The sequence below is a fragment of the Kitasatospora sp. cg17-2 genome (assembly GCF_054031055.1).
Genome location: NZ_CM132923.1, coordinates 5,698,121 through 5,717,544, shown reverse-complemented (window position 1 = coordinate 5,717,544; position 19,424 = coordinate 5,698,121). Strand labels below are relative to the sequence as shown.

The 19,424-nt window shown below is 73.7% G+C and carries 14 protein-coding genes, 1 tRNA gene and 1 pseudogene; 5 read left to right on the top strand and 11 right to left on the bottom strand.

Going from position 1 to position 19,424, the window contains the following annotated elements; genetic code table 11:
• Window positions 1-195: 195 nt before the first annotated feature.
• Window positions 196-1,657, bottom strand: a pseudogene (locus tag ACW14Y_RS24140) (penicillin-binding transpeptidase domain-containing protein).
• An 80-nt stretch (window positions 1,658-1,737) separates the two neighbouring features.
• On the bottom strand, window positions 1,738-3,069 hold the full coding sequence (locus ACW14Y_RS24135; RefSeq protein WP_456983488.1) for an FtsW/RodA/SpoVE family cell cycle protein: 1,332 nt from the start codon (window positions 3,067-3,069) through the stop codon (window positions 1,738-1,740).
• Between the two features lie 200 nt (window positions 3,070-3,269).
• Here ACW14Y_RS24135 and ACW14Y_RS24130 point away from each other — a divergent pair, with 200 nt between their 5' ends.
• Both ACW14Y_RS24130 and ACW14Y_RS24125 read left to right on the top strand, forming a co-directional pair.
• Window positions 3,270-4,586 (top strand): VWA domain-containing protein, encoded by a 1,317-nt coding sequence (locus ACW14Y_RS24130; protein WP_380384779.1) that lies wholly within the window; start codon window positions 3,270-3,272, stop codon window positions 4,584-4,586.
• A 2-nt stretch (window positions 4,587-4,588) separates the two neighbouring features.
• Window positions 4,589-5,461, top strand: coding sequence for a peptidase (locus ACW14Y_RS24125; protein ID WP_380384776.1), 873 nt, complete (start codon window positions 4,589-4,591; stop codon window positions 5,459-5,461).
• Window positions 5,462-5,675: 214 nt separating this feature from the next.
• Here ACW14Y_RS24125 and ACW14Y_RS24120 read toward each other — a convergent pair.
• From ACW14Y_RS24120 to ACW14Y_RS24085, 8 genes are all read right to left on the bottom strand, one after another.
• A tRNA-Ala gene (locus ACW14Y_RS24120) sits at window positions 5,676-5,749 on the bottom strand.
• Between the two features lie 159 nt (window positions 5,750-5,908).
• On the bottom strand, window positions 5,909-7,006 hold the full coding sequence (gene sepX / locus ACW14Y_RS24115) for a divisome protein SepX/GlpR (RefSeq protein WP_456983485.1): 1,098 nt from the start codon (window positions 7,004-7,006) through the stop codon (window positions 5,909-5,911).
• Window positions 7,007-7,156: 150 nt separating this feature from the next.
• A complete protein-coding gene (locus tag ACW14Y_RS24110; RefSeq protein ID WP_402723004.1) occupies window positions 7,157-7,741 on the bottom strand; it encodes a GNAT family N-acetyltransferase in 585 nt (194 codons plus the stop codon).
• A gap of 38 nt (window positions 7,742-7,779) precedes the next feature.
• Entirely contained in the window at window positions 7,780-8,283 is a 504-nt protein-coding gene (locus ACW14Y_RS24105) for a MogA/MoaB family molybdenum cofactor biosynthesis protein (RefSeq protein WP_380308163.1), read from the bottom strand.
• Entirely contained in the window at window positions 8,280-8,804 is a 525-nt protein-coding gene (gene moaC / locus ACW14Y_RS24100; protein ID WP_380308161.1) for a cyclic pyranopterin monophosphate synthase MoaC, read from the bottom strand. The genes ACW14Y_RS24105 and moaC overlap by 4 nt, the downstream gene beginning before the upstream one ends.
• 120 nt (window positions 8,805-8,924) lie before the next feature.
• Complete coding sequence (gene glp, locus ACW14Y_RS24095) at window positions 8,925-10,280, bottom strand: molybdotransferase-like divisome protein Glp (RefSeq protein WP_456983482.1); 1,356 nt, start codon at window positions 10,278-10,280, stop codon at window positions 8,925-8,927.
• A gap of 27 nt (window positions 10,281-10,307) precedes the next feature.
• Entirely contained in the window at window positions 10,308-11,228 is a 921-nt protein-coding gene (gene galU / locus ACW14Y_RS24090; protein WP_380308157.1) for a UTP--glucose-1-phosphate uridylyltransferase GalU, read from the bottom strand.
• A 161-nt stretch (window positions 11,229-11,389) separates the two neighbouring features.
• On the bottom strand, window positions 11,390-12,199 hold the full coding sequence (locus ACW14Y_RS24085; protein WP_380384771.1) for a GGDEF domain-containing protein: 810 nt from the start codon (window positions 12,197-12,199) through the stop codon (window positions 11,390-11,392).
• A gap of 105 nt (window positions 12,200-12,304) precedes the next feature.
• Here ACW14Y_RS24085 and ACW14Y_RS24080 point away from each other — a divergent pair, with 105 nt between their 5' ends.
• Entirely contained in the window at window positions 12,305-12,961 is a 657-nt protein-coding gene (locus ACW14Y_RS24080; RefSeq protein WP_456988239.1) for a 5-formyltetrahydrofolate cyclo-ligase, read from the top strand.
• A 77-nt stretch (window positions 12,962-13,038) separates the two neighbouring features.
• Here the strand turns inward: ACW14Y_RS24080 and ACW14Y_RS24075 are convergent, their stop codons facing one another.
• Window positions 13,039-15,759, bottom strand: coding sequence for a penicillin acylase family protein (locus tag ACW14Y_RS24075; RefSeq protein ID WP_380384766.1), 2,721 nt, complete (start codon window positions 15,757-15,759; stop codon window positions 13,039-13,041).
• Between the two features lie 331 nt (window positions 15,760-16,090).
• Between ACW14Y_RS24075 and ACW14Y_RS24070 the strand changes: the two genes are divergently transcribed.
• The gene (locus ACW14Y_RS24070; protein WP_380308151.1) at window positions 16,091-17,581 is read left to right on the top strand and encodes a potassium/proton antiporter; all 1,491 of its coding nucleotides are present in this window, start codon (window positions 16,091-16,093) and stop codon (window positions 17,579-17,581) included.
• A 390-nt stretch (window positions 17,582-17,971) separates the two neighbouring features.
• Window positions 17,972-19,312, top strand: coding sequence for an MFS transporter (locus ACW14Y_RS24065; protein WP_456988237.1), 1,341 nt, complete (start codon window positions 17,972-17,974; stop codon window positions 19,310-19,312).
• Window positions 19,313-19,424: the final 112 nt, after the last annotated feature.

Genomic DNA, 19,424 nt, shown 5'->3' with positions numbered 1-19,424 from the left:
CCGAAGGGTGTCATCGGGGACCAACCGAACAAAGATGGGACAGTACCGCGCGAAAGCACCAGTGTCGCAAACGAACAGTCACGGCGCGCGCATTGTACGAACCGTCGCATCGGCATGTACAAACCGGACACTTCGCAAACGGCGGATCTCTCGTCGAGCGGATAAAGCAGCAGGTCACCGCAGTCGGTAAGGGGCTCATCGGGCCAGCACCGCCTGCATCACGGCGCGCGCGACCGGCGCCGCCAGCCCTCCGCCCGTCACCTCCGTCGCGTCGCTGTCCGCGACCACCACGGCGACCGCCACCGGCGGCACCCCGGCCGAGCCGGCCGGCGCCGCCCAGGCGATGAACCAGGCGTACGGCGTCCCGGTGTTGTCCACCCCGTGCTGGGCGGTGCCGGTCTTGCCGCCGACCACCGCGCCGTCGATCCGGGCGGCCCGTCCGGTGCCGTTCTCCACCGCGTCGACCATCAGCCGCCGCACCTGCCCGGCGGTGCCCGGGCCGACCGCCTGCCGGTACACCGACGGCCGCACCGACCGCACCACCGTGCCGTCCGCGGCGGTCAGGCCGTCCACAAGCTGTGGACGCATCACGGTGCCGTTGTTGGCGATGCCCGCCGCGACCATCGCCATCACCAGCGGGGTGGCGGCGGTGTCGAACTGGCCGATCGAGGAGAGCGCCAGCTGCGCCTCGTCCATCCGGGTGTCGAAGTTGGACCTGGCTGCCCGCACCGGGGTGTCCAGCCGGGCCTCGTTGAAGCCGAAGGCCTCGGCCGCCGCCGCCATCCGCCGCAGGCCGACCTCGGCCCCGAGCCGGCCGAGCACGCTGTTGCAGCTGAGCACCATCGCGGTGGCCAGCGACTGGTTCGGCTCGTCGCAGGCCGCCGAGTCGTTGACCAGCGGCACGGAGGTGCCCGGCAGCAGGTAGGGGTGCGGGGTGTCGGTCGGCGCGTCGACGTCGGTGACCACCCCGCTCTCCAGCGCCGCCGCCGCGGTGACCACCTTGAAGGTCGAGCCGGGCGGGTACGCCTGCCGCAGCGCCCGGTTGAGCATCGGCCGGTCGGGGTCGCCCTGGAGCCGGCTCCCAGGCCTCCCGGTCGTCGGTGGAGGTGCCGGCGAAGCTCCCCGGGTCGTAGGAGGGGGTGGAAGCCAGCGCCAGGATCCGCCCGGTGGCCGGCTCGACCGCCGCGACCGCGCCCTTCTGCCGGCCGAGCCCGCGCACCGCCGCCTCCTGGGCGGCCCGGTCGATGGTGGTGCGGACGTCCCCGCCGGGGTTCTGCCGCCGGGCCACCGCGTCCCACACCGCCCAGCTCGCCAGCCGGCTGTCGGTGCCGGAGAGCAGCGCGTCCTCCGTCCCCTCCAGCTGGCTGTTGCCGTAGGTCTGCGAGGAGTAGCCGGTGACCGCCGCGTACAGCGGCCCGTCGGTGTAGGTGCGCTTGTAGTCGTACCGCCCGCCGGTGGGCTCGGAGCCGGTGACGCTGTCGGCGCCCACCCGGATGCTGCCGCGCGGCTGGGAGTACCGCTCGACGACGAGCCGCTGGTTGGCGCTGTTGTGGTTCAGCTCGTCGGCCCGGAACACCTGCACCCGGGTGGCCTGGACGCACAGCGCCACGGTCAGCAGCAGACAGAAGGTGCCGGCCCGGCGCCCGGTCACGGAGATCCCCGGCAGCCCCTGCGGCCCGCCGCCCGGCCCTCCCCCGTCGGCGGCCCCGCGACGCCCGCTTCCCCTCCCGCGCCCGTTCACCGGCCCTCCCCCGGGGCGGGCCGCCGGGCGATGTCGCTCATCCGCACCAGCAGCGCGACGATCACCCAGTTGGTGACCACCGAGGAGCCGCCCTGGGCGACGAACGGCAGGGTCATGCCGGTCAGCGGGATCAGCGCCAGCACCCCGCCCGCCACCACGAAGACCTGCAGCCCGACCAGCGCCGCCAGCCCGATCGCCAGCAGCCGCCCGAACGGGTCGCGCAGCGCGATCCCGGTCCGGAACCCGCGCGACACCAGCAGCGCGTACAGCAGGAACACCGCGACCAGCCCGGTCAGGCCCAGCTCCTCCCCGATGGTGGCCAGGATGAAGTCGGACTTCGCGGCGAAGCCGATCAGCGCCGAGTGCCCGCCGCCCAGCCCGGCGCCCAGCTCGCCGCCCCAGGCGAATGCGAACAGGGACTGGGCGATCTGGTTGGCCCCGTGCCCGGCGGCGATCGAGCCGAGCGGGTCCAGCCAGTCCCCGACCCGGCTGTGCACGTGCGGCGAGAGCCAGCCGACCCCGACCGCCGCGACCGCCGCCAGGAACAGCCCGATGGCGATCCAGCCGGTCCGCGCGGTGGCCACGTAGAGCATCACCACGAAGAGGCCGAAGAACAGCAGCGACGTGCCGAGATCGGTCTCCAGCACCAGCACCCCGACGAAGGCCGCCCAGATCGCCAGCACCGGCGCGAGCACCCGCCCGGGCGGCAGCCGCAGCCGCCACACCCGCCGCCCGGTGAGCGCCAGCGCGTCCCGGTGCACCGCCAGGTAGGCGGCGAAGAAGACCGCCAGCAGGACCTTGGCGAACTCGCCCGGCTGGAAGGAGAACGGCCCGAAGGTGATCCAGATCCGCGATCCGTACACCGGCGGGAAGAAGATCGGCAGCACCAGCAGGACCAGCGCCACCAGCGCCCCGATGTACGCGTACCGCTGGAGCCGCTTGTGGTCCCGCAGCAGGAGCAGCACCAGGACGAACAGCCCCACCCCGAGGGTGGACCAGAGCAGCTGGGTGGGGGCCGCGCTGCCCGGGGTGGCCCGGTCCAGCCGGTAGATGACGACCAGTCCGAGGCCGTTCAGCAGCACCGCGATCGGCAGCGGCAGCGGGTCCGCGTACGGCGCCCGCCAGCGGACCGCGCCGTGCGCCAGCAGCGCGAGCACCCCCAGCGCGCCCCCGTACTCACCGGCGTCGGCCGGCACCGTGCCGTCGAGGTTGAGGCCCACCTCGGCGTAGCCGAGCACGGCGGTCAGCACGGCGGCGAGGACCAGCGCGAGCTCGGTGTTGCGCCGGGTCGGCACGGTACGGCGCGGCCGGCCGGCGGTTCTCGTCACGGCGGAGGGTGTCGCCACGGGCCGTCCTGGGGTTCGGGGCTGCGGGCGCCGCCGGGACGACCACCGGGGAGGACGGGCGGCGCCCCCATCACCTTCGCCACCCTAACGAGCACTGTGCGGGTATTCCGCCCGGTTCACCCGGTGTGTCCCGCCGCATCTCGCGTTGGCCACGGCGAACTGATGGTCCCTAGGATCGACGGGTGATTACCGGACGACGACCCAAGGCCAGGCTCGGCAGCCTGCTGGCCGCCCTGGCGATAACGGGCGGGGCGCTGCTCAGCGGCCTGCCCGCCCATGCCGACGAACCATCAGCCGGCGCAGCCGGCAAGGAAGCACCGCGGGTCGACCTCGTCCTGGACGTCAGCGGCTCCATGCGAGCCACCGACATCCAGGGCAAGAGCCGCATCGCGGTGGCCCAGCAGTCGCTGAACGACGTCATCGACGCCCTGCCGGCGGAGACCGAGTTCGGCATCCGCACCCTGGGCGCCAATTACCCCGGCGACGACAAGACCCAGGGCTGCCTGGACACCAAGCAGCTCTTCCCGGTCGGGAAGACCAACAAGACCGAGGCCAAGACCGCGGTCGCGACCCTGCGCCCGACCGGCTGGACCCCGATCGGCCTGGCCCTGCGCGGCGCCGCCCAGGACCTCGGCAAGGGCGAGACCACCCGCCGGGTGGTGCTGATCACCGACGGCGAGGACTCCTGCGCCCCGCCCGACCCCTGCGACGTCGCCCGCGAACTCGCCTCCCAGGGCATCCACCTGGTGGTCGACACCCTGGGCCTGGCCCACGACGACAAGACCCGCCAGCAGCTGCTCTGCATCGCCAACGCCACCGGCGGCACCTACACCGACGTGCGCACCCAGGAGCAGCTCACCGAGAAGGTGAAGCAGCTGGTCGACCGCTCCAACGACACGTACACGGTCGCCCCGGTCAAGACGGCCGGCACCGACAAGTGCGAGTCCGCCCCGGTCCTCACCCCGGGCGTCTACAGCGACCGCGAGAAGTTCTCCGAGCACCGCGTCTACCGCGTCCCGGTCAAGGCCGGCCAGGAGCTGCGCGCCTCGGTCAGTGTCGCCCTGGACCGCCCGGTGGCCCGCGACTACGGCGTCCTGCTCCAGGCCACCAGCACCACCGGCCAGGAGCTGGTCCGCGGCACCGACGCCGGCAGCAGCCGCACCGACGTGGTCTCCACCGGCCTGCGCTGGTCGGCCGCCGCCTCCCAGGGCTACGCCACCGCCACCGCGTCGGCCTCGCCGAGCGGCAAGCCGGAGACCAACGTCTGCCTGGTCGTCTCCAACTCGCTGGCCCCGCAGGCCGGCGCGGCGGCCGACCCCGGCCTGCCGCTGGAGCTGACGGTCGACCTGACCGCCGCCTCCCCCGCCCCGGACGGCCCGGCGATGGGTCTGGGCCGCGGCTGGATCCTGCTGCTGGTGCTCACCCTGGCCGGCCTGCTGACCGGCCTGCTGTTCGGCTGGATCGCGCGCTGGCGGATCGCTGTCTGGCAGGAGAACTGACCATGCGTACGACCTTCCTCCGCACCGCCGCGGCCGCCCTGGCCGTGTTCCCGGCGCTCCTGCTCGCGGCCCCGGCCGCCTCCGCCGCCTCGCCCTCGCCGAGCGCGAGCGGCACCCCGGCCCCGGCCAACAAGGCCGGCACCTCCTTCCTGACCGCCGTCAACCTGGCACCCGGCCAGGACGCCAAGGTGGACGTCTCCACCGGCGACTACCTGTACTGGGCCTTCGGCGCCGCCGAGGGCCGGACCGCCAAGGTGGACCTCACGGTCTCGCTGGCCCCGTCCGCCGACCGGCACGGGCCGCAGACCTGGAACGTCGAGGTGTTCGACGGGCTGCGCCGCCGCCAGTCCTGCACCGACGGCACCCAGAACGCGACCGCCGAGCAGGCCGCCGGCTCGCTGGCGCTCAGCTGCACCCTGCGCGAGGTCCGCTCCTGGGCCGAGCCGTGGTCCGGCGACCCGCTGCCCGGCACCTACTACGTCCGGCTCTCGGTCGGCGACGCCCCGCAGCCCGACCTCGGCCTGGCCGCCTCGGTGCAGCTCCGGGTGACGGCCAAGGGCGACGAGGACAACGCCCAGCCGGAGGGCGGCGAGCTCAAGGCCCCGCTGGTCCCGCCGGCCGGCGGCGGCGCCGCGACCGCCAAGGCGGCGGCCCCGGAGGAGTCCGAGGAGCACTGGTACACCGGCTGGTTCTCCGGCTGGAACAGCCGCTGGTTCTGGACCCTGGCCGGCGGTGTGCTGGCCGCTCTGGCGGGCGTCGCGGGCTACACCCTGACCCGCCACCCGCGCGGCCGCCGGCCGGCCCGCTACGGCTCGGTGCCGCCGCAGTCCGGCGCCCCGCAGCCGGGCCCGTACGCGGGCTCCGGCCAGTCCTGACCCGCCCGGACCCCGAGGGCCGGACCGGAGACCTCTCCGGCCCGGCCCTCACCCGTTTCCCGGCCGCCCGTCCCCGTGCCGGTCCGCATGTGATCCGTCTCACACCCCGCCGGAAGCCCGCCCCGGCACCCCGGCTGACCCCCCGTCGGCCCGACGCACCCCCACAACGCAGAAGTCCCGCCCGATCTTTCGATCGGGCGGGACTTCCGTTGGGTGGAGCTGAGGGGATTCGAACCCCTGACCCCCTCGATGCGAACGAGGTGCGCTACCGGACTGCGCCACAGCCCCAACAAGAAGAAACTTTAGCACTTCCCGGAGGGGGTCCGTGACCACCTTCCTGGTGACGCCCCTGCGGCCGGGCGGAACGGGCGGCGGACCGGGGGCGGAACGCGAGGAGGCCCCCGCTCGGCGGGGGCCTCCTGGCGGACGGTCGCGGGACCGTCGGTGCTACTCGTTGGCGGCGCGGGGCCGGGGCTCCTGCGCGGACGGCTCGGCGTACTGGTCGAAGAGCGGGGTGCTCCGGGACTCCACCGGGCGGCCGGCGGTCCAGGTGCCCGGCGCCGACAGGTCGAGCCCCCGGTTGACCCGGGGAGCCACCGGCGCGGTCACGTACGTCGGCAGCGGGACGGGCACCGGCTCCCAGGAGTCCGGGCCGGCCGCGCCGCGCTCCCGCATGCCGTCGACCCACTCCTCGTGCTCGGTGACCTCCGCGACGGCCGAGGCCGAGGCGGCGGAGGCCCCGGCCGACACCCCGGTCGACCTCCCGGCGGCGGTCCCGACCGGGTTCGCCGCGGGGGTCCCGGCGGAGGCCGCCCGCGCGGCGTCCGCCTCGGTGGCGAGCCGCAGGTGCGGGCGTCCGCGCCCGGGGGCGGGCGTCCGGGGCTCCGGCCCGGCCGCCGGGGCCGGCTCCGGGGCGGCGGCCGCCCGGCCGGCCTCGGCCCGCTGCTGCTCGCGCTTGCGCAGCCGCTCGGCGGCCTGGGCCGCACGGGTGCGGTCCAGCTTGACCGCGTACCGCTGCCGCTCCAGGCGCCGCAGGTGCCCGATGTAGAGGGTCAGCAGCGCGGCCGGGACCGCGGGGACCCACAGGAAGGCCAGACCGGCCACGGCCGCGACCACCGCTCCCAGCGCGAAGGCCAGGAACAGCGCGGTGACCATCCGGCGCCGGCGCGCCAGCAGCCGGGCCCGGCGCTCGGGGCCGCCGCCCTGGGGCGCCGGCCTCGGCTCGGCCCGGTCGCGCTCCGCCGGCCGGGCGGTCGCGGGTGCGTCCGTCCGCCCGGCGGAGGCGTCCGCGGGGTCGTCGGGGGCGGCCTCGTCCCGCTCGGGGGGGCCGTCATTGCTCTGCTCGTCGTCACGCGGTTCGTCACCCAGGGCCCGGGACGCCCGCCGCTCCAGCGCCGAACGCCCGGCCAGCAGGCGGATGGCGGTGCTGAAGCGTTCCGTCGGGCGCGCCTCGTTGAGCTCGTCCTGCCTGCGGAGCCACATCGGCACCAGATAGGCGGCCCAGGCCCCTACGATGACGGCGTAGATAAGGCCGCTACTGCTCACGATTCACACCGTACGGGCGTGCAGGAGGGGCCGGTAGCAATTTGGCACGGCGTGTCGTGTGATCAAGCTGATTCTCCGACTATTTTGCCGGTATTTGTGCCCGTCCGTCGTCGCGTCGATGCCATATCGATATTTCATTCGAACATACATTCAATTATGTGGCCGCCGACCCGAGCTGAGGGAACGCCAGCGTTCGAGCATCCCCTCCGGGACCTCCTCGGCGGCGAGCGCGAACACCAGGTGGTCCCGCCAGTCGCCGTCGATGTGCAGATAGCGCGGACGCATTCCCTCCGAGCGGAAGCCGAGCTTTTCCACCACCCGCCGGCTCGGGCCGTTCTCCGGCCGGATGCACACCTCGATCCGGTGCAGTCCGAGAGTGCGGAAACAGTGGTCCACCGAGAGCGCGACGGCCGTCGGCATGATGCCCCGCCCGGCCACCGCCTCGTCGATCCAGTACCCGACGTTGGCCGAGCACATCGACCCCCAGGTGATTCCGCCGACGGTCAACTGGCCCACCAGCCGGCCCCGGTACAGCACCACGAAGGGCAGCATCCGGCCCGCCGAGGCCTCGGCCCGCAGATAGCGGACCATCTGCCGGAAGGTCGGGCGCGGGCCCGCCGCCAGACCGGCCGGGCCGGGCGGCACGGTGGCCTCCCAGCGTCGCAGCCAGTCCCGGTTGCGACGGCTGACCTCCTGCCACTCGCGCTGGTCGCGGGCCCTGATCGGGCGCAGCACGACGTCCCCCTCGTGGAGTTCCACCGGCCAGCCGGCGTTCAGTGCGCGCTCCCGGAAGCTGCCGTGTCGGGCCGGGGGTGGTCCCCGCCGCCGAGCTGGTCGACGGCGTGGGCGAGCAGCGGGGCCAGGACGGCCAGACCGTCCCGGACGCCGCCGGTCGATCCCGGCAGATTGACGACCAGGGTACGTCCGGCGAGGCCGGCCAGCCCCCGGGAGAGCGCGGCGGTGGGCACCGTGTCCCGTCCGTACGCCCGGATCGCCTCGGGGATGCCGGGGATCTCCCGGTCGATCACCCGGGCGGTCATCTCGGGGGTGAGGTCGTTCGGCGAGATGCCGGTGCCGCCGGTGGTCAGCACCACGTCGTAGCCAGCCGCCACGGCCTCCCGCAGCACCGCCTCGACCGGTTCGCCGTCCGGGACGACCCGGGGGCCGTCGACCTCGAAGCCCATCGTCCGCAGGCCCTCGACCAGCAGCGGACCGCCCCGGTCGGCGTAGACGCCGGCCGAGGCGCGGTTGGAGACGGTGACCGCGAGGGCTCTCATTCCTCCCCCTCCGGGGCGGTCTCCGGGGTGGTCTCCTGGGCAGTCCAGTCACCGCTCTTGCCGCCGGTCTTGCTCAGCACCCGGACGGACTCCACCGCGGCGCCCTTGTCGACGGCCTTGACCATGTCGATCACGGTGAGGCCGGCCACCGCGACGGCGGTCAGCGCCTCCATCTCGACCCCGGTCCGGTCGGTGGTCCTGACGGTCGCGGTGATCTCCACCGCGTCGTCGGCGACGGTCAGCTCGACCTTCACCCCGGAGAGCGCGATCGGGTGGCAGAGCGGGATCAGCTCGGGCGTCCGCTTGGCGCCCATGATCCCGGCGATCCTGGCCACGGCCAGCGCGTCGCCCTTGGGCACGCCCTCGCCGCGCAGCAGCTCGACCACCCGCGGGGACACCCGGACCCGGCCCGCCGCGACGGCGGTCCGGGCGGTCACGTCCTTCGCGGAGACGTCGACCATCCGGGCCGCGCCCTGCTCGTCGACATGGGTGAGGCGGTCGCCGGGGGGTGAGGCGGTCACGGGTGGCTCCAGGGGGCGCGCAGGTCGAATACCGCGCTACCGTACCCCCCGTCCCGGTCCGGGCGCGGGAGGGGCCACGACGGTAGGACGGCCCCGCCGCGGCGGGGAGTTCGGCCGTGCTCAGCCGCCGAGCAGCACCACGTCGACCTGGCTGCCCGCGGGCAGCTCGGTGACGTCCTCGGGAACGGTGATCAGGCAGTCCGCCCGGGCCAGCGCGCCGACCAGGTGCGACTCCGCGCCGCCGACCGGTTCCACCAGGCCGTCCGGGGCCGAGTAGCGGCCGCGGAGGAACTGCCGGCGGCCGGCGGGCGAGCGCAGCGCCACCGGGCAGTGCGCCCGGACCACGGGGCGGTGGACGTCCTCGGCGCCGAGCATGGTGCGGATCGCCGGGCGGACGAACAGCTCGAAGGAGATGTACGCGCTGACCGGGTTGCCGGGCAGGGCCAGCAGCGGCACCCCGGCGCCGGGGCCGATCCGGCCGAAGCCCTGCGGCTTGCCGGGCTGCATCCGCAGCCGCCGGAAGTCCACCCCGCCGTACTCCGCGAAGACCTCCTTGACCACGTCGTACGCGCCGACGCTGACGCCGCCGCTGGTGACGATCAGGTCGGCCCGGCCGAGCTGGTCCTCCAGCACGGCGCGCAGCCTGGCCGCGTCGTCGGGGACGCCGCCGACCCGGTAGGCGATCGCGCCCGCGTCACGGGCCGCGGCGGTGAGGGTGAAGCTGTTGGACTCGGAGATCTGCCCGGGACCGACCGGCTCGCCGGGCTGGACCAGCTCGCTGCCGGTGGACAGCACCACGACCCGGGGGCGCGGGCGGACGGTGGCGGTGGCCCGGCCGATCGCGGCGAGCAGGCCGAGCTGGGCGGGTCCGAGCCGGGTGCCGGCGGTCAGCACCCGGCTGCCGGCGGCGACGTCGCTGCCGCGGCGGCGGATGTGGGCGCCCTCGGCGACCGGGCGCAGCACCCGGACCTCCTCGCCCTCGACCGCGGCGGCCATCGCGTCGGCGGGCAGGCCGCTGCCGGTGCCGCCGTCGGTCCACTCGACCGGGGCGACGGCCCCGGCGCCGGGCGGGACGGGCGCGCCGGTCATGATCCGGGCGGCCTGGCCGGGGCCCACGGCGGGGAGTTCACCGGCTCCGGCGGCGATGTCGCCGACCACGGTCAGCACCGAGGGATACGCGGTGCCCGCGCCGACGGTGTCGGGCGTGCGCAGGGCGTAGCCGTCCATCGAGCTGTTGTCGAAGGGGGGCAGGTCGCCCTCGGCGACGACGTCCTCGGCCAGCCGGCAGCCCTGCGCGTCGAGCAGTTGGAGCTCGATCGCGGGGAGCGGGCCGACGGCGGCCAGGACGTCGGCGAGGTGCTCGTCCACGGTCCACAGGCCGTCCGGACGGGCGCCGGGGCGGGCGGCCGCGGCCGGGTCCGCGGAGTCGTCGCAGCAGGCTGCGGGGGTGGTACCGCTCTCCGTGGACCCGGTCATGGGGCGCGCTCGCTCTCTGTCGGTGTGTCAGTCCTGCAGCTCGGTGGCGACGAACTCGCGCAGCCAGGTGCGGAACTCCGGCCCGAGGTCCTCGCGCTCCGAGGCGAGACGGACGATAGCGCGCAGGTAGTCCGAGCGGTCGCCGGTGTCGTAGCGGCGGCCCTTGAACAGCACGCCGTGGACCTGGCCGCCGGTGTCCGAGGGACGGGTGGTCAGTTCACGAAGGGCGTCGGTGAGCTGGATCTCGCCGCCGCGGCCGGGCGGGGTGTCCCGCAGCACGTCGAACACGGACGGGTCGAGCACGTACCGGCCGATGACGGCGTAGTTCGACGGGGCCTCGGCGGTCTCCGGCTTCTCGACCAGGTCGGTCACCTGGAAGACGTCGTCGCCGAAGGTGCTCGGCTTGACGGCGGCGCAGCCGTACAGGTGGATCTGGGAGGCGTCGACCTCCATCAGGGCGACGACCGAGCCGCCGAGCTCCTGCTGGACCTCGATCATGCGGGACAGCAGCGGGTCGCGCGGGTCGATCAGGTCGTCGCCGAGGAGGACGGCGAAGGGCTGGCCGGCGACGTGCTGCTCGGCGACCGAGACGGCGTGGCCGAGGCCCTTGGGGTCGCCCTGGCGGACGTAGTGCATGTTGGCGAGTTCGACGGACTCGCGGACCCGGCGGAGGCGGTCCTGGTCACCCTTGCGGGCGAGCAGCTCCTCCAGCTCGTAGGCGCGGTCGAAGTGGTCCTCGAGGGCACGCTTGTTGCGGCCGGTGACCATCAGTATGTCGGACAGGCCCGCGGAGGCCGCCTCCTCGACGACGTACTGGATCGCCGGCTTGTCGACGACGGGCAGCATCTCCTTCGGAGTGGCCTTGGTGGCCGGCAGGAATCGGGTACCCAGACCGGCCGCGGGGACCACTGCCTTGGTGACCGGGATACGGGAGTTGGTCGTCGTCATGCGTTTACCTTACTAAGGCACGTATTTCGCCTGCCGGGCACAGTTGACCGATGCTTGGGCAGCACGTCGCCGGGCCCGGCCGCGATGGCAGGCAAGGGGGACGTGCCGGGCGGGGTGAGGGGGTCCCCTCCGACACAGGGCGACAGATTACCCGGCTTTTCCTAACGGTCATGTTCGGCTGCGAAGACTCCGTCCGGCTGCGGGGAATCGACCGCCGCCCCGGCCACCGGGACGTTTCCGGAAAGCGCCGCCGGGGCGACCGGGCGCCAGCAGTCGCCGCCGGCCGCGCGGGCGGCGGCGAGCGCCCGGTCGGCGGACCGCAGCAGGACGGCGGCGTGGGTGCCGTCCTCCGGCAGCACCGCCAGGCCGATCGCGGCGGTGAGCCCGTTGCCGTGCGGGCGGCGGTCCGCCCGCTCGCCGGAGGACCAGTCCAGCAGCAGGTGGCGGCGGACCGACCAGACCAGGCGGTCGGCGACCTGGGCCGCGCCCTCGGCCCCGGTGTCCGGCAGCACCACCAGGAACTCCTCGCCGCTGTACCGGCCCAGGGTGTCGGAGCGGCGGATCTCCATGCCGAGCCGCTGGGCGAGGTCGCGCAGCACCGTCCCGGCCCGGACCCGGCCGTGCTCGGCGACCACCGCGTCGAAGCCGTTGATCTCCAGCAGCAGGACGGCCAGCGGACGCGGCCCGTCCTGCGGCTCGTGCTGCTCGGCCCGGCGGGCCCGGTCGATCTCCCGGTCCAGGGTGAGCTGGAGGTGCCGGTAGTTCCAGACGCCGGTGACCGGGTCGCAGGAGGCGGTGCGCTCCAGTTCGGCGCAGCGCTCCTCCAGTTCGGCGACGCGCTCGCTCAGCCCGGTCTCGCGCCGGGCCGCGCGGGCCGCGACGCGCCGCAGCCGGACGCCGAGGACGGCGGCGCCGGCCAGCGCGGGGGCGCTCAGCACGGCCAGGGCCTGGACCAGCAGCGGGGTGGACATCGGGGGCTGCCTTCCGCGTGTCAGGCTCTGGACGGCCCGGTCGCACAGGCGTCAGGGGTCCGGAGCGGTCGTGGTCGGAGCGATGGAGGAACGGTGGACCATCCCATGCACAACGAGAAGGGCGAGCTGAGGACACGGCTGCTGTCCGAGCGGCGAGCACTTCCGGCCGAAGCCCGGGAGCGGGCCGCCGAGGCCCTGGCCGGGCACGCCGGCGCGCTGGCGGCCGCCGCTGTGCCGGTCGGGGAGGCCGGGGCGGCGGAGGCGGGGGCTGCGGGGGCAGGAGCTGCGGGGGCAGGAGCTGCGGGGGCCGCGGCCACGGTGGCCGCGTACGTCTCGGTGGGCGCCGAGCCGGGCACCCGCCCGCTGCTGGACGCGCTGCGGGCGCGCGGGCTGCGGGTGCTGCTCCCGGTCCTGCTGGCCGACAACGACCTGGACTGGGCGGAGTACGCGGGACCGGCGGCGCTGGCCCCGGCCGGGCGCGGCCTGCTGGAGCCGGTCGGCGGGCGGCTCGGGCCCGAGGCAGTCACCGGCGCCGGGCTGGTGCTGCTGCCGGGGCTGGCGGTGGACCGGCGGGGGCTGCGGCTGGGACGGGGCGGCGGCTCGTACGACCGGGTGCTGGCCCGGCTGGAGCGGGCCGGCGCGCGGCCGGTGCTGGCGGTGCTGCTGTACGAGCACGAGCTGCTGGAGCGGGTGCCGGCCGAGCCGCACGACCGGCCGGTGGACCTCGCGCTGACCCCCTCCGGCGCCCACCGGCTGGGGTGAGGCGGGCCGGACGGCACGGCGAAGCCCCGCGCCCCCGGACGGATCCGGGGGCGCGGGGCTTCGGGGCGGGCGGGCCGTCAGCCCGCGGTCAGCGTCAGCTTGTGCTTGGTCGCCCGCTCGACCGCGTCCGGCGAGAAGGACCAGCTCAGCAGCTTGCCCTTGAGCCAGAGGTCGGTCTGGTCGTTGTAGTTGTCGTGGAAGGCATGGCCCGAGGCACCGCCGACGATGATCCAGCGCGAGGCGTCGAGGTCGTTCAGGTCGACCACCATGCGCATCGAGGGGATCCAGTCGACCTGGTACCCGGCGGCCGCGTTCCAGCCCGCCGCGTCGACCGCCGCCGAACCGCCGGAGAGCCGGTAGGGGCCCCGGTTGAGCAGCTGGTGGACGACGCCCGAGGCGATCGAGGAGCTGTCCGAGCCCATGGTGCGCTCCCGCAGCTCCAGCTTGTGCAGTCGGCCCCAGCTCCAGGTGGTGATGTCCTTGGTGAGCAGCGAGGTGAGCTCCTGGCGGGCGTTGGTCATCGCCTCGCGCAGCAGGTTGTCCAGGCCCTTCTGCTCCTTGTGCTGGGAGTCGATGTACGTCCACCAGCCGCTGTCGGGCTTCTCCAGCTGCTGCCGGACGACCTCGTTCCAGCGGTCGCCGCCGTCCGGCTGGGCCTTGCCCGGGTCGCGGGTGCCGCACTCGGTGACGATCTTCGACTTGCTGTCCGGCCGGGTCGGGTCGATCTGCTCGCGGACCAGCAGGCAGTTCTCCTTCGCCCGCAGGTCGGCCGGGAACTTCTGGCCGAAGGCGAGGGTGAGCAGCTGGCGCCAGACGCCGTTGTAGTAGGCGGCGGCGGCCGAATCGGCGTCCTGGTGGAAGTTCCAGTCCTTCAGCAGGTCCTGCGCCTCGCGCACGTAGGGGTCGTCGATCTCGACCTTGAGCAGCATCGGGACCAGGGTCTTGGCCAGGATGCTGGTGTTGTCGAGCTGCATGTCCTGCATGTCGTCCGGCGAGATCTTGCCGTTGTTCTTCAGCCGGGCCTCCAGCTGGTCGGTGATCTCCTTGGCCCGGGTGCCATACTCCCAGTCGGTGGTCAGCGCGGGCTTGTAGCCCGGGTCGACCACGGCCTGGTTGGCGGTGACGATGTAGCCGCTGCTCGGGTTGAGGCTCCAGGGCATCGCGCTGAACGGGACCGGGTCCTTCTTCCACTGGTAGGCGGAGTCCCAGCCCGGCGCCGGGTAGCGGCCGTCGCCCTTGCCGCGCACCGGGATGTAGCCCGGGGCCTGGTAGCCGATGTTCTTGGCGTCGGCGTAGACGAGGTTCTGCGACGGGACGGTGAAGTCGGCGGCGGCCTTCTGGAAGTCGTCCCAGTTCTTCGCCCGGTCGAGCGCGAAGACGGCGTCCATGGTGCGGCCCGGGATCAGCGCGGTCCACTGCAGGGCGACGCCGTAGCCGCCGGTGCCCCGGTCGGGGGCGGAGGCGCCGTTGGGCGCGTACTTGCCGACGTTCTGCTGCTCGGTGCTCGGGTCGGAGATCAGCGGGGCGCCGGTCTCGGTGGTGCGGACGGTGATGGTGCGGTCCTCGCCCCCGGCGACCTTGATGGTCTCCTTGCGGAGCTCGAACTTCTTCTCCTTGCCGTCGACCAGGTAGGTCTCGGGGCCGGTCACCTTCTCCAGGAAGAGGTCGGTGACGTCGGCGCCGAGGTTGGTGAAGCCCCAGGCGATGTCCTTGTTGTGGCCGATGACCACACCGGGCATGCCGGCGAAGGTGAAGCCGGAGACGTCGTACTGGCAGGTCGGGGAGACCGCCCGGCAGTGCAGGCCCATCTGGTACCAGACCGAGGGCAGGCCGGGGCCGAGGTGCGGGTCGTTGGCCAGCAGCGGCTTCCCGGTGGTGGTGTGGCTGCCGGCCACCACCCAGGAGTTGGAGCCGATGCCCTGGCCGTTGCGGCCGAGCAGCTCGGGCAGCGCGTCGATCCGGTCGGTGACGCCCTTGAGCAGTGCCGAGGTGGCGGCGGCGCCCTGGGCGGTGCCGGCGGCGGTCCCCTGGGCGGCCGGGGCCGAGCCGTCGGCCGGCTTGTAGGTGGTGCCGTTGACGGTGCCGGTCTTCACGATCGTGCCGTTGCGCGCGTACGGGTAGTCCGGGTACAGCTCGGCGATCTTCTCCGGGCTGAAGTCCTGGGCCAGCAGCGAGCGGTCGATCTCCTCCTGGAGGTTCCCGGAGAGGTCCCAGGCCATCGCCTTGAGCCAGGCCACCGAGTCGACCGGGGTCCACTGCTCGGGCTTGTAGTCGCCGTTGACGACACCGAGCACGCCGTACTCCACCGAGGCGGCGGAGCCGCCCGGGTGCTCGGCGAGCCAGGAGTTGACGCCCTCCGCGTAGGCCTGGAGGTTCTTCTTGGTGTCGGCGCTCAGAAGGGTGTCGAACTCCTTCTGGGCCACCTGGCGCCAGCCCATGGTGCGGATCATGGAATCGGTGTCGACCTGGCTGTCGCCGAACATCTCGGAGAGCCGGCCCGCGGTGATGTGCCGCCGGACGTCCATCTCCCAGAACCGGTCCTGGGCCTGGACGTAGCCCTGGGCCCGGAAGAGGTCCTCGGAGGTGTCGGCGTAGAGCTGGGGGATGCCGTTGGCGTCCCGCTTCACGTCGACCGGCGCGCTCATGCCCGCCACCTTGACGCTGCCGTCGACCTCCGGGAAGGACGCGCGGACCGCGGCCACCCCTCGGTAGCCGCCGTAGCCGGCGCCGGCCACCAGCAGTACGACCAGCACGATCACGATCAGACGGGCGCGCCGGAACTTTTTCGAGCGGGGCATCTGGGTCCTTGCGGTCCTCACTGGGGGGCGGGCGGACATGTCAAGGGCACGGGGCCGTGACAGGGCACCACATTAGGCCGACTCGGCTGGCGGCCGTGCACGGGGGACGCTCACGGTGGGATCGGAGGAGGTCAGAAGGCGGTCGGAAGGAGGCCGGGAACGAGCCGGGAACGGGCCGGAAGCGCGGACCGAGGAAACGCGTGGCCAGTGAACCTAAAGATATGGCAAAATGTTAGACTGAGTAACGATCCGCAAGGGGAGTAATTGGCGCCCCTGGTCGCCACCCCTGTCGGGACCCCGTCCGCCCCCGCCACGTCCGAGGTGCCCCTGCGTGAATGTCGACCACCTGAACCAGCTGCTGCTCGAGTTCTCCGTGATCCTCCTGGTCGCGGTGGTCGCCGTGCGCGTCTCCACGAAATCCGGCCTGCCCAGTCTGCTGATCTACCTCGGCATCGGGGTGGCGCTCGGTCAGAACGGCCTCGGCATCTCCTTCGACAACGCCGAGCTCACCCAGGTACTCGGCTACGCGGCCCTGGTGGTGATCCTGGCCGAGGGCGGCCTCAAGACCAACTGGCGCGAGGCCAGACCCGTGATGGGGGCCGCCACCGTGCTCGCCACCGTCGGCGTCGGGATCAGCGTCTTCGTCACCGCGGCCGGGGCCCACTGGCTGGTCGGCCTGGACTGGAGCACCTCGCTGCTGCTCGGCGCGATCGTCTCGTCCACGGACGCCGCGGCCGTCTTCTCGGTCCTGCGGACGGTGCCGCTGCCGCGCCGGCTGACCGGCCTGCTGGAGGCCGAGTCCGGCTTCAACGACGCGCCGGTGGTCATCCTGGTCGTCTCCTTCGCCGCCGTCGGCGACCCGGACCCGTGGTACGTCCTGATCGGCACGATCCTCGCCGAGCTGGCGATCGGCCTCGCGGTCGGCCTCGCGGTCGGCAAGCTCGGCGCGTACGGCGTCAAGCGCGTCGCCCTGCCGTCCTCCGGCCTCTACCCGATCGCGGTCCTGGCCCTCGCCGTACTCGCCTACGCCGGCGGCGCGCTGCTGCACGGCTCCGGCTTCCTCGCCGTCTACGTCACCGCGGTGATCCTCGGCAACTCCAAGCTGCCGCACGGCCCCGCCGTCCGGGGCTTCGCCGACGGCCTGGCCTGGATCGGGCAGATCGGCATGTTCGTCCTGCTCGGCCTGCTCTGCGCCCCCGAGTCGATGGGCTCGGCCGTGGTGCCGGCGCTGGTGATCGGCGCGGTGCTGGTGTTCGTGGCCCGGCCGCTCTCGGTGGTGCTCACGCTCACCCCGTTCCGGCTGCCGCTGCGCGAGCAGGCCCTGCTCAGCTGGGCCGGCCTGCGCGGGGCGGTGCCCATCGTGCTGGCCACCATCCCCCTGGTGTCCGGCGCGCCGATGGCCCAGCACGTCTTCAACATCGTCTTCATCCTGGTCGTGGTCTTCACCCTGCTCCAGGGGCCGACCCTGCCCTGGGTCGCCAAGGGCCTGCGGATCGGCGACGGCTCGATGGGGCAGGACCTCGGCATCGAGTCGGCGCCGCTGGAGAAGCTGCACGGCCACCTGCTGTCGGTCGCGCTGGCGCCGGACTCCCGGATGTCCGGCGTGGAGATCGGCGAGCTGCGGCTGCCGACCGGGGCGGCGGTCACCCTGGTGGTGCGGGAGGGGAGCAGCTTCGTGCCCGACAGGACGACCGTGCTGCGCGGCGGGGACGAACTGCTGGTCGTCACCACGGACGAGGTCGGCGAGGCGGCCGAGCGGCGGCTGCGGGCCGTGGACAAGGGCGGCAAGCTGGCCGACTGGCTGAACGGGCGCAGGACCTGAACGGGCGCAGGACCTGAACGGACGCGGGAGCCGAACGGACGCAGGACCTGAAGGTCTCGCCCGGAGTTCACCTTGACTTAACAGGACAACTTTGGATCCGTCCTGTAGTGTCGAGTTCAGCGCGACATCTACGCGCGTATAACCATGTTTTGCTGACACACCACACCCCAGCATCTGCCTGAAGCAGAGTTGGCGCGACCGCTCGGCGGCCGCGGCCCGGACCCGGCCCACCGCCGGACCGGCCCGGTAACTACCCCGGTCGACGCGCGAGAGGACGACTCTCGGCGCCGTCGGGGCCACCCCATGCCCTGCCGCGCTACCAGGCAGCAGGAAGGACCGACCGTGACGGCCCGCCGAACGGTCGAGAGCGTCGAGGACGCCGAGAACGCCATGACCGGGGCTGACGCCGCGGGCAACGCCGACACCACGGGCACCGCGGACGCCGCGCCCGCCCGGGTCGGCTACGGGACCCTGCTGCGCACCCCCGGGGCCTGGACGTTCCTGACCCCCGCGCTCCTCGCGCGGCTGCCCTACGCGATGCTCAGCATGGGGATCCTGCTGCTGGTCAAGGACACCCACGGCTCGTACGGCACCGCCAGCACGGTCGCGGCGGTCGCCGCCGTCGCCCAGGCGCTGATCGGCCCGCAGACCGGACGGCTCGCCGACCGGTACGGCCAGGCCGCCGTGCTCGTCCCGTCCGTCCTGGTGCACGCGGCCTCGGTCGGCACCCTGATCGCGCTCGCCCTCGGGCACGCGCCGGCCTGGAGCCTGTTCCTGGCCGCCGCCCCGGCCGGTGCGAGCGTCCCGCAGATCGGCGCGATGGTGCGCGCCCGCTGGATCTCCACCTTCACCGCCGAGGGCGCCTCCGTGTCCTCCGCCGCCAAGGTGAGCACCGCCTTCGCCTTCGAGTCCGTGACCGACGAGTTCACCTTCGTCGTCGGCCCGATCCTGGCCGCCGCCGTGGCCACCTCGGTCAACCCCTCGACCGGGCTGATCGCCGAGGCCGCGCTGACCCTGGTCGGCGGTCTGGCCTTCGCGGCCCAGCGCCGCACCGCGCCCGCCCGGGTGGTGCGCGAGCCCGGCGTCCGGCAGGCCTCGGCCCTCGCCTCCCCCGGCGTCCGGCTGCTGGCCGGCACCTTCCTGGGCGTGGGCGCCGTCTTCGGCGGCCTCCAGGTCTCGGTGAACGCCTTCGCCGACTCGGTCGGGCAGCCGGGGGCCGCCGGCACCGTCTACGGCATCTTCGCCGGCGGCTCGATGCTGGCCGGCGTGCTGTACGGCATGGTCGCCTGGCGGCGGTCGGTCCAGCAGCGGATGGTCATGAGCTACGGCCTGCTGGTGCTGGGCTGCTCGACCCTGTGGGCGATGCCCGGCCTGGTCTCGCTGTCGATCGCCGGGCTGGTCTGCGGCCTGGCCATCGCGCCCACCCTGATCAGCGGCTACACCCTGGTCGAGACGCTGGTCGAGGACGGCGCCAAGACCGAGGCCTTCACCTGGCTGACCGGTGCCATCGGCCTGGGCCTGGCGACCGGTGCGACGGCCGCCGGGCGGCTGATCGACGCGCAGGGCCCGACGGTCGGCTTCCTGGTGCCGGTGGCCGGCGCCGGTCTCGGCCTGATCGCCCTGCTCTCGCTGCGGAGGCTGCTGGTACCGGCCGGAAGCCGCAGCACGGTGGTCACCGGCTCGGTGGAACGGAGTGCGCCCGCCGCACTCGTGGGGGCCGTCAAGGGCTGACCCCGGGGCCGGAACCGACTCATCTCACATTCGAGTCGCTGGACTGATCCATCGGAATGCCGCATCATTGAGGATCGTTAGCACTCATCAGGCGAGAGTGCCAGGAGGAAGA

Bases quoted from the DNA above. Each gene is read 5' to 3' on its own strand.
- ACW14Y_RS24125 (WP_380384776.1), top strand. From the start codon at position 4,589: ATGCGTACGACCTTCCTCCGCACCGCCGCGGCCGCCCTGGCCGTGTTC.
- ACW14Y_RS24105 (WP_380308163.1), bottom strand. From the start codon at position 8,283: ATGAGAGCCCTCGCGGTCACCGTCTCCAACCGCGCCTCGGCCGGCGTC.
- glp (WP_456983482.1), bottom strand. From the start codon at position 10,280: ATGACCGGGTCCACGGAGAGCGGTACCACCCCCGCAGCCTGCTGCGAC.
- galU (WP_380308157.1), bottom strand. From the start codon at position 11,228: ATGACGACGACCAACTCCCGTATCCCGGTCACCAAGGCAGTGGTCCCC.
- ACW14Y_RS24085 (WP_380384771.1), bottom strand. From the start codon at position 12,199: ATGTCCACCCCGCTGCTGGTCCAGGCCCTGGCCGTGCTGAGCGCCCCC.
- ACW14Y_RS24080 (WP_456988239.1), top strand. From the start codon at position 12,305: ATGCACAACGAGAAGGGCGAGCTGAGGACACGGCTGCTGTCCGAGCGG.
- ACW14Y_RS24075 (WP_380384766.1), bottom strand. From the start codon at position 15,759: ATGCCCCGCTCGAAAAAGTTCCGGCGCGCCCGTCTGATCGTGATCGTG.
- ACW14Y_RS24065 (WP_456988237.1), top strand. From the start codon at position 17,972: ATGACCGGGGCTGACGCCGCGGGCAACGCCGACACCACGGGCACCGCG.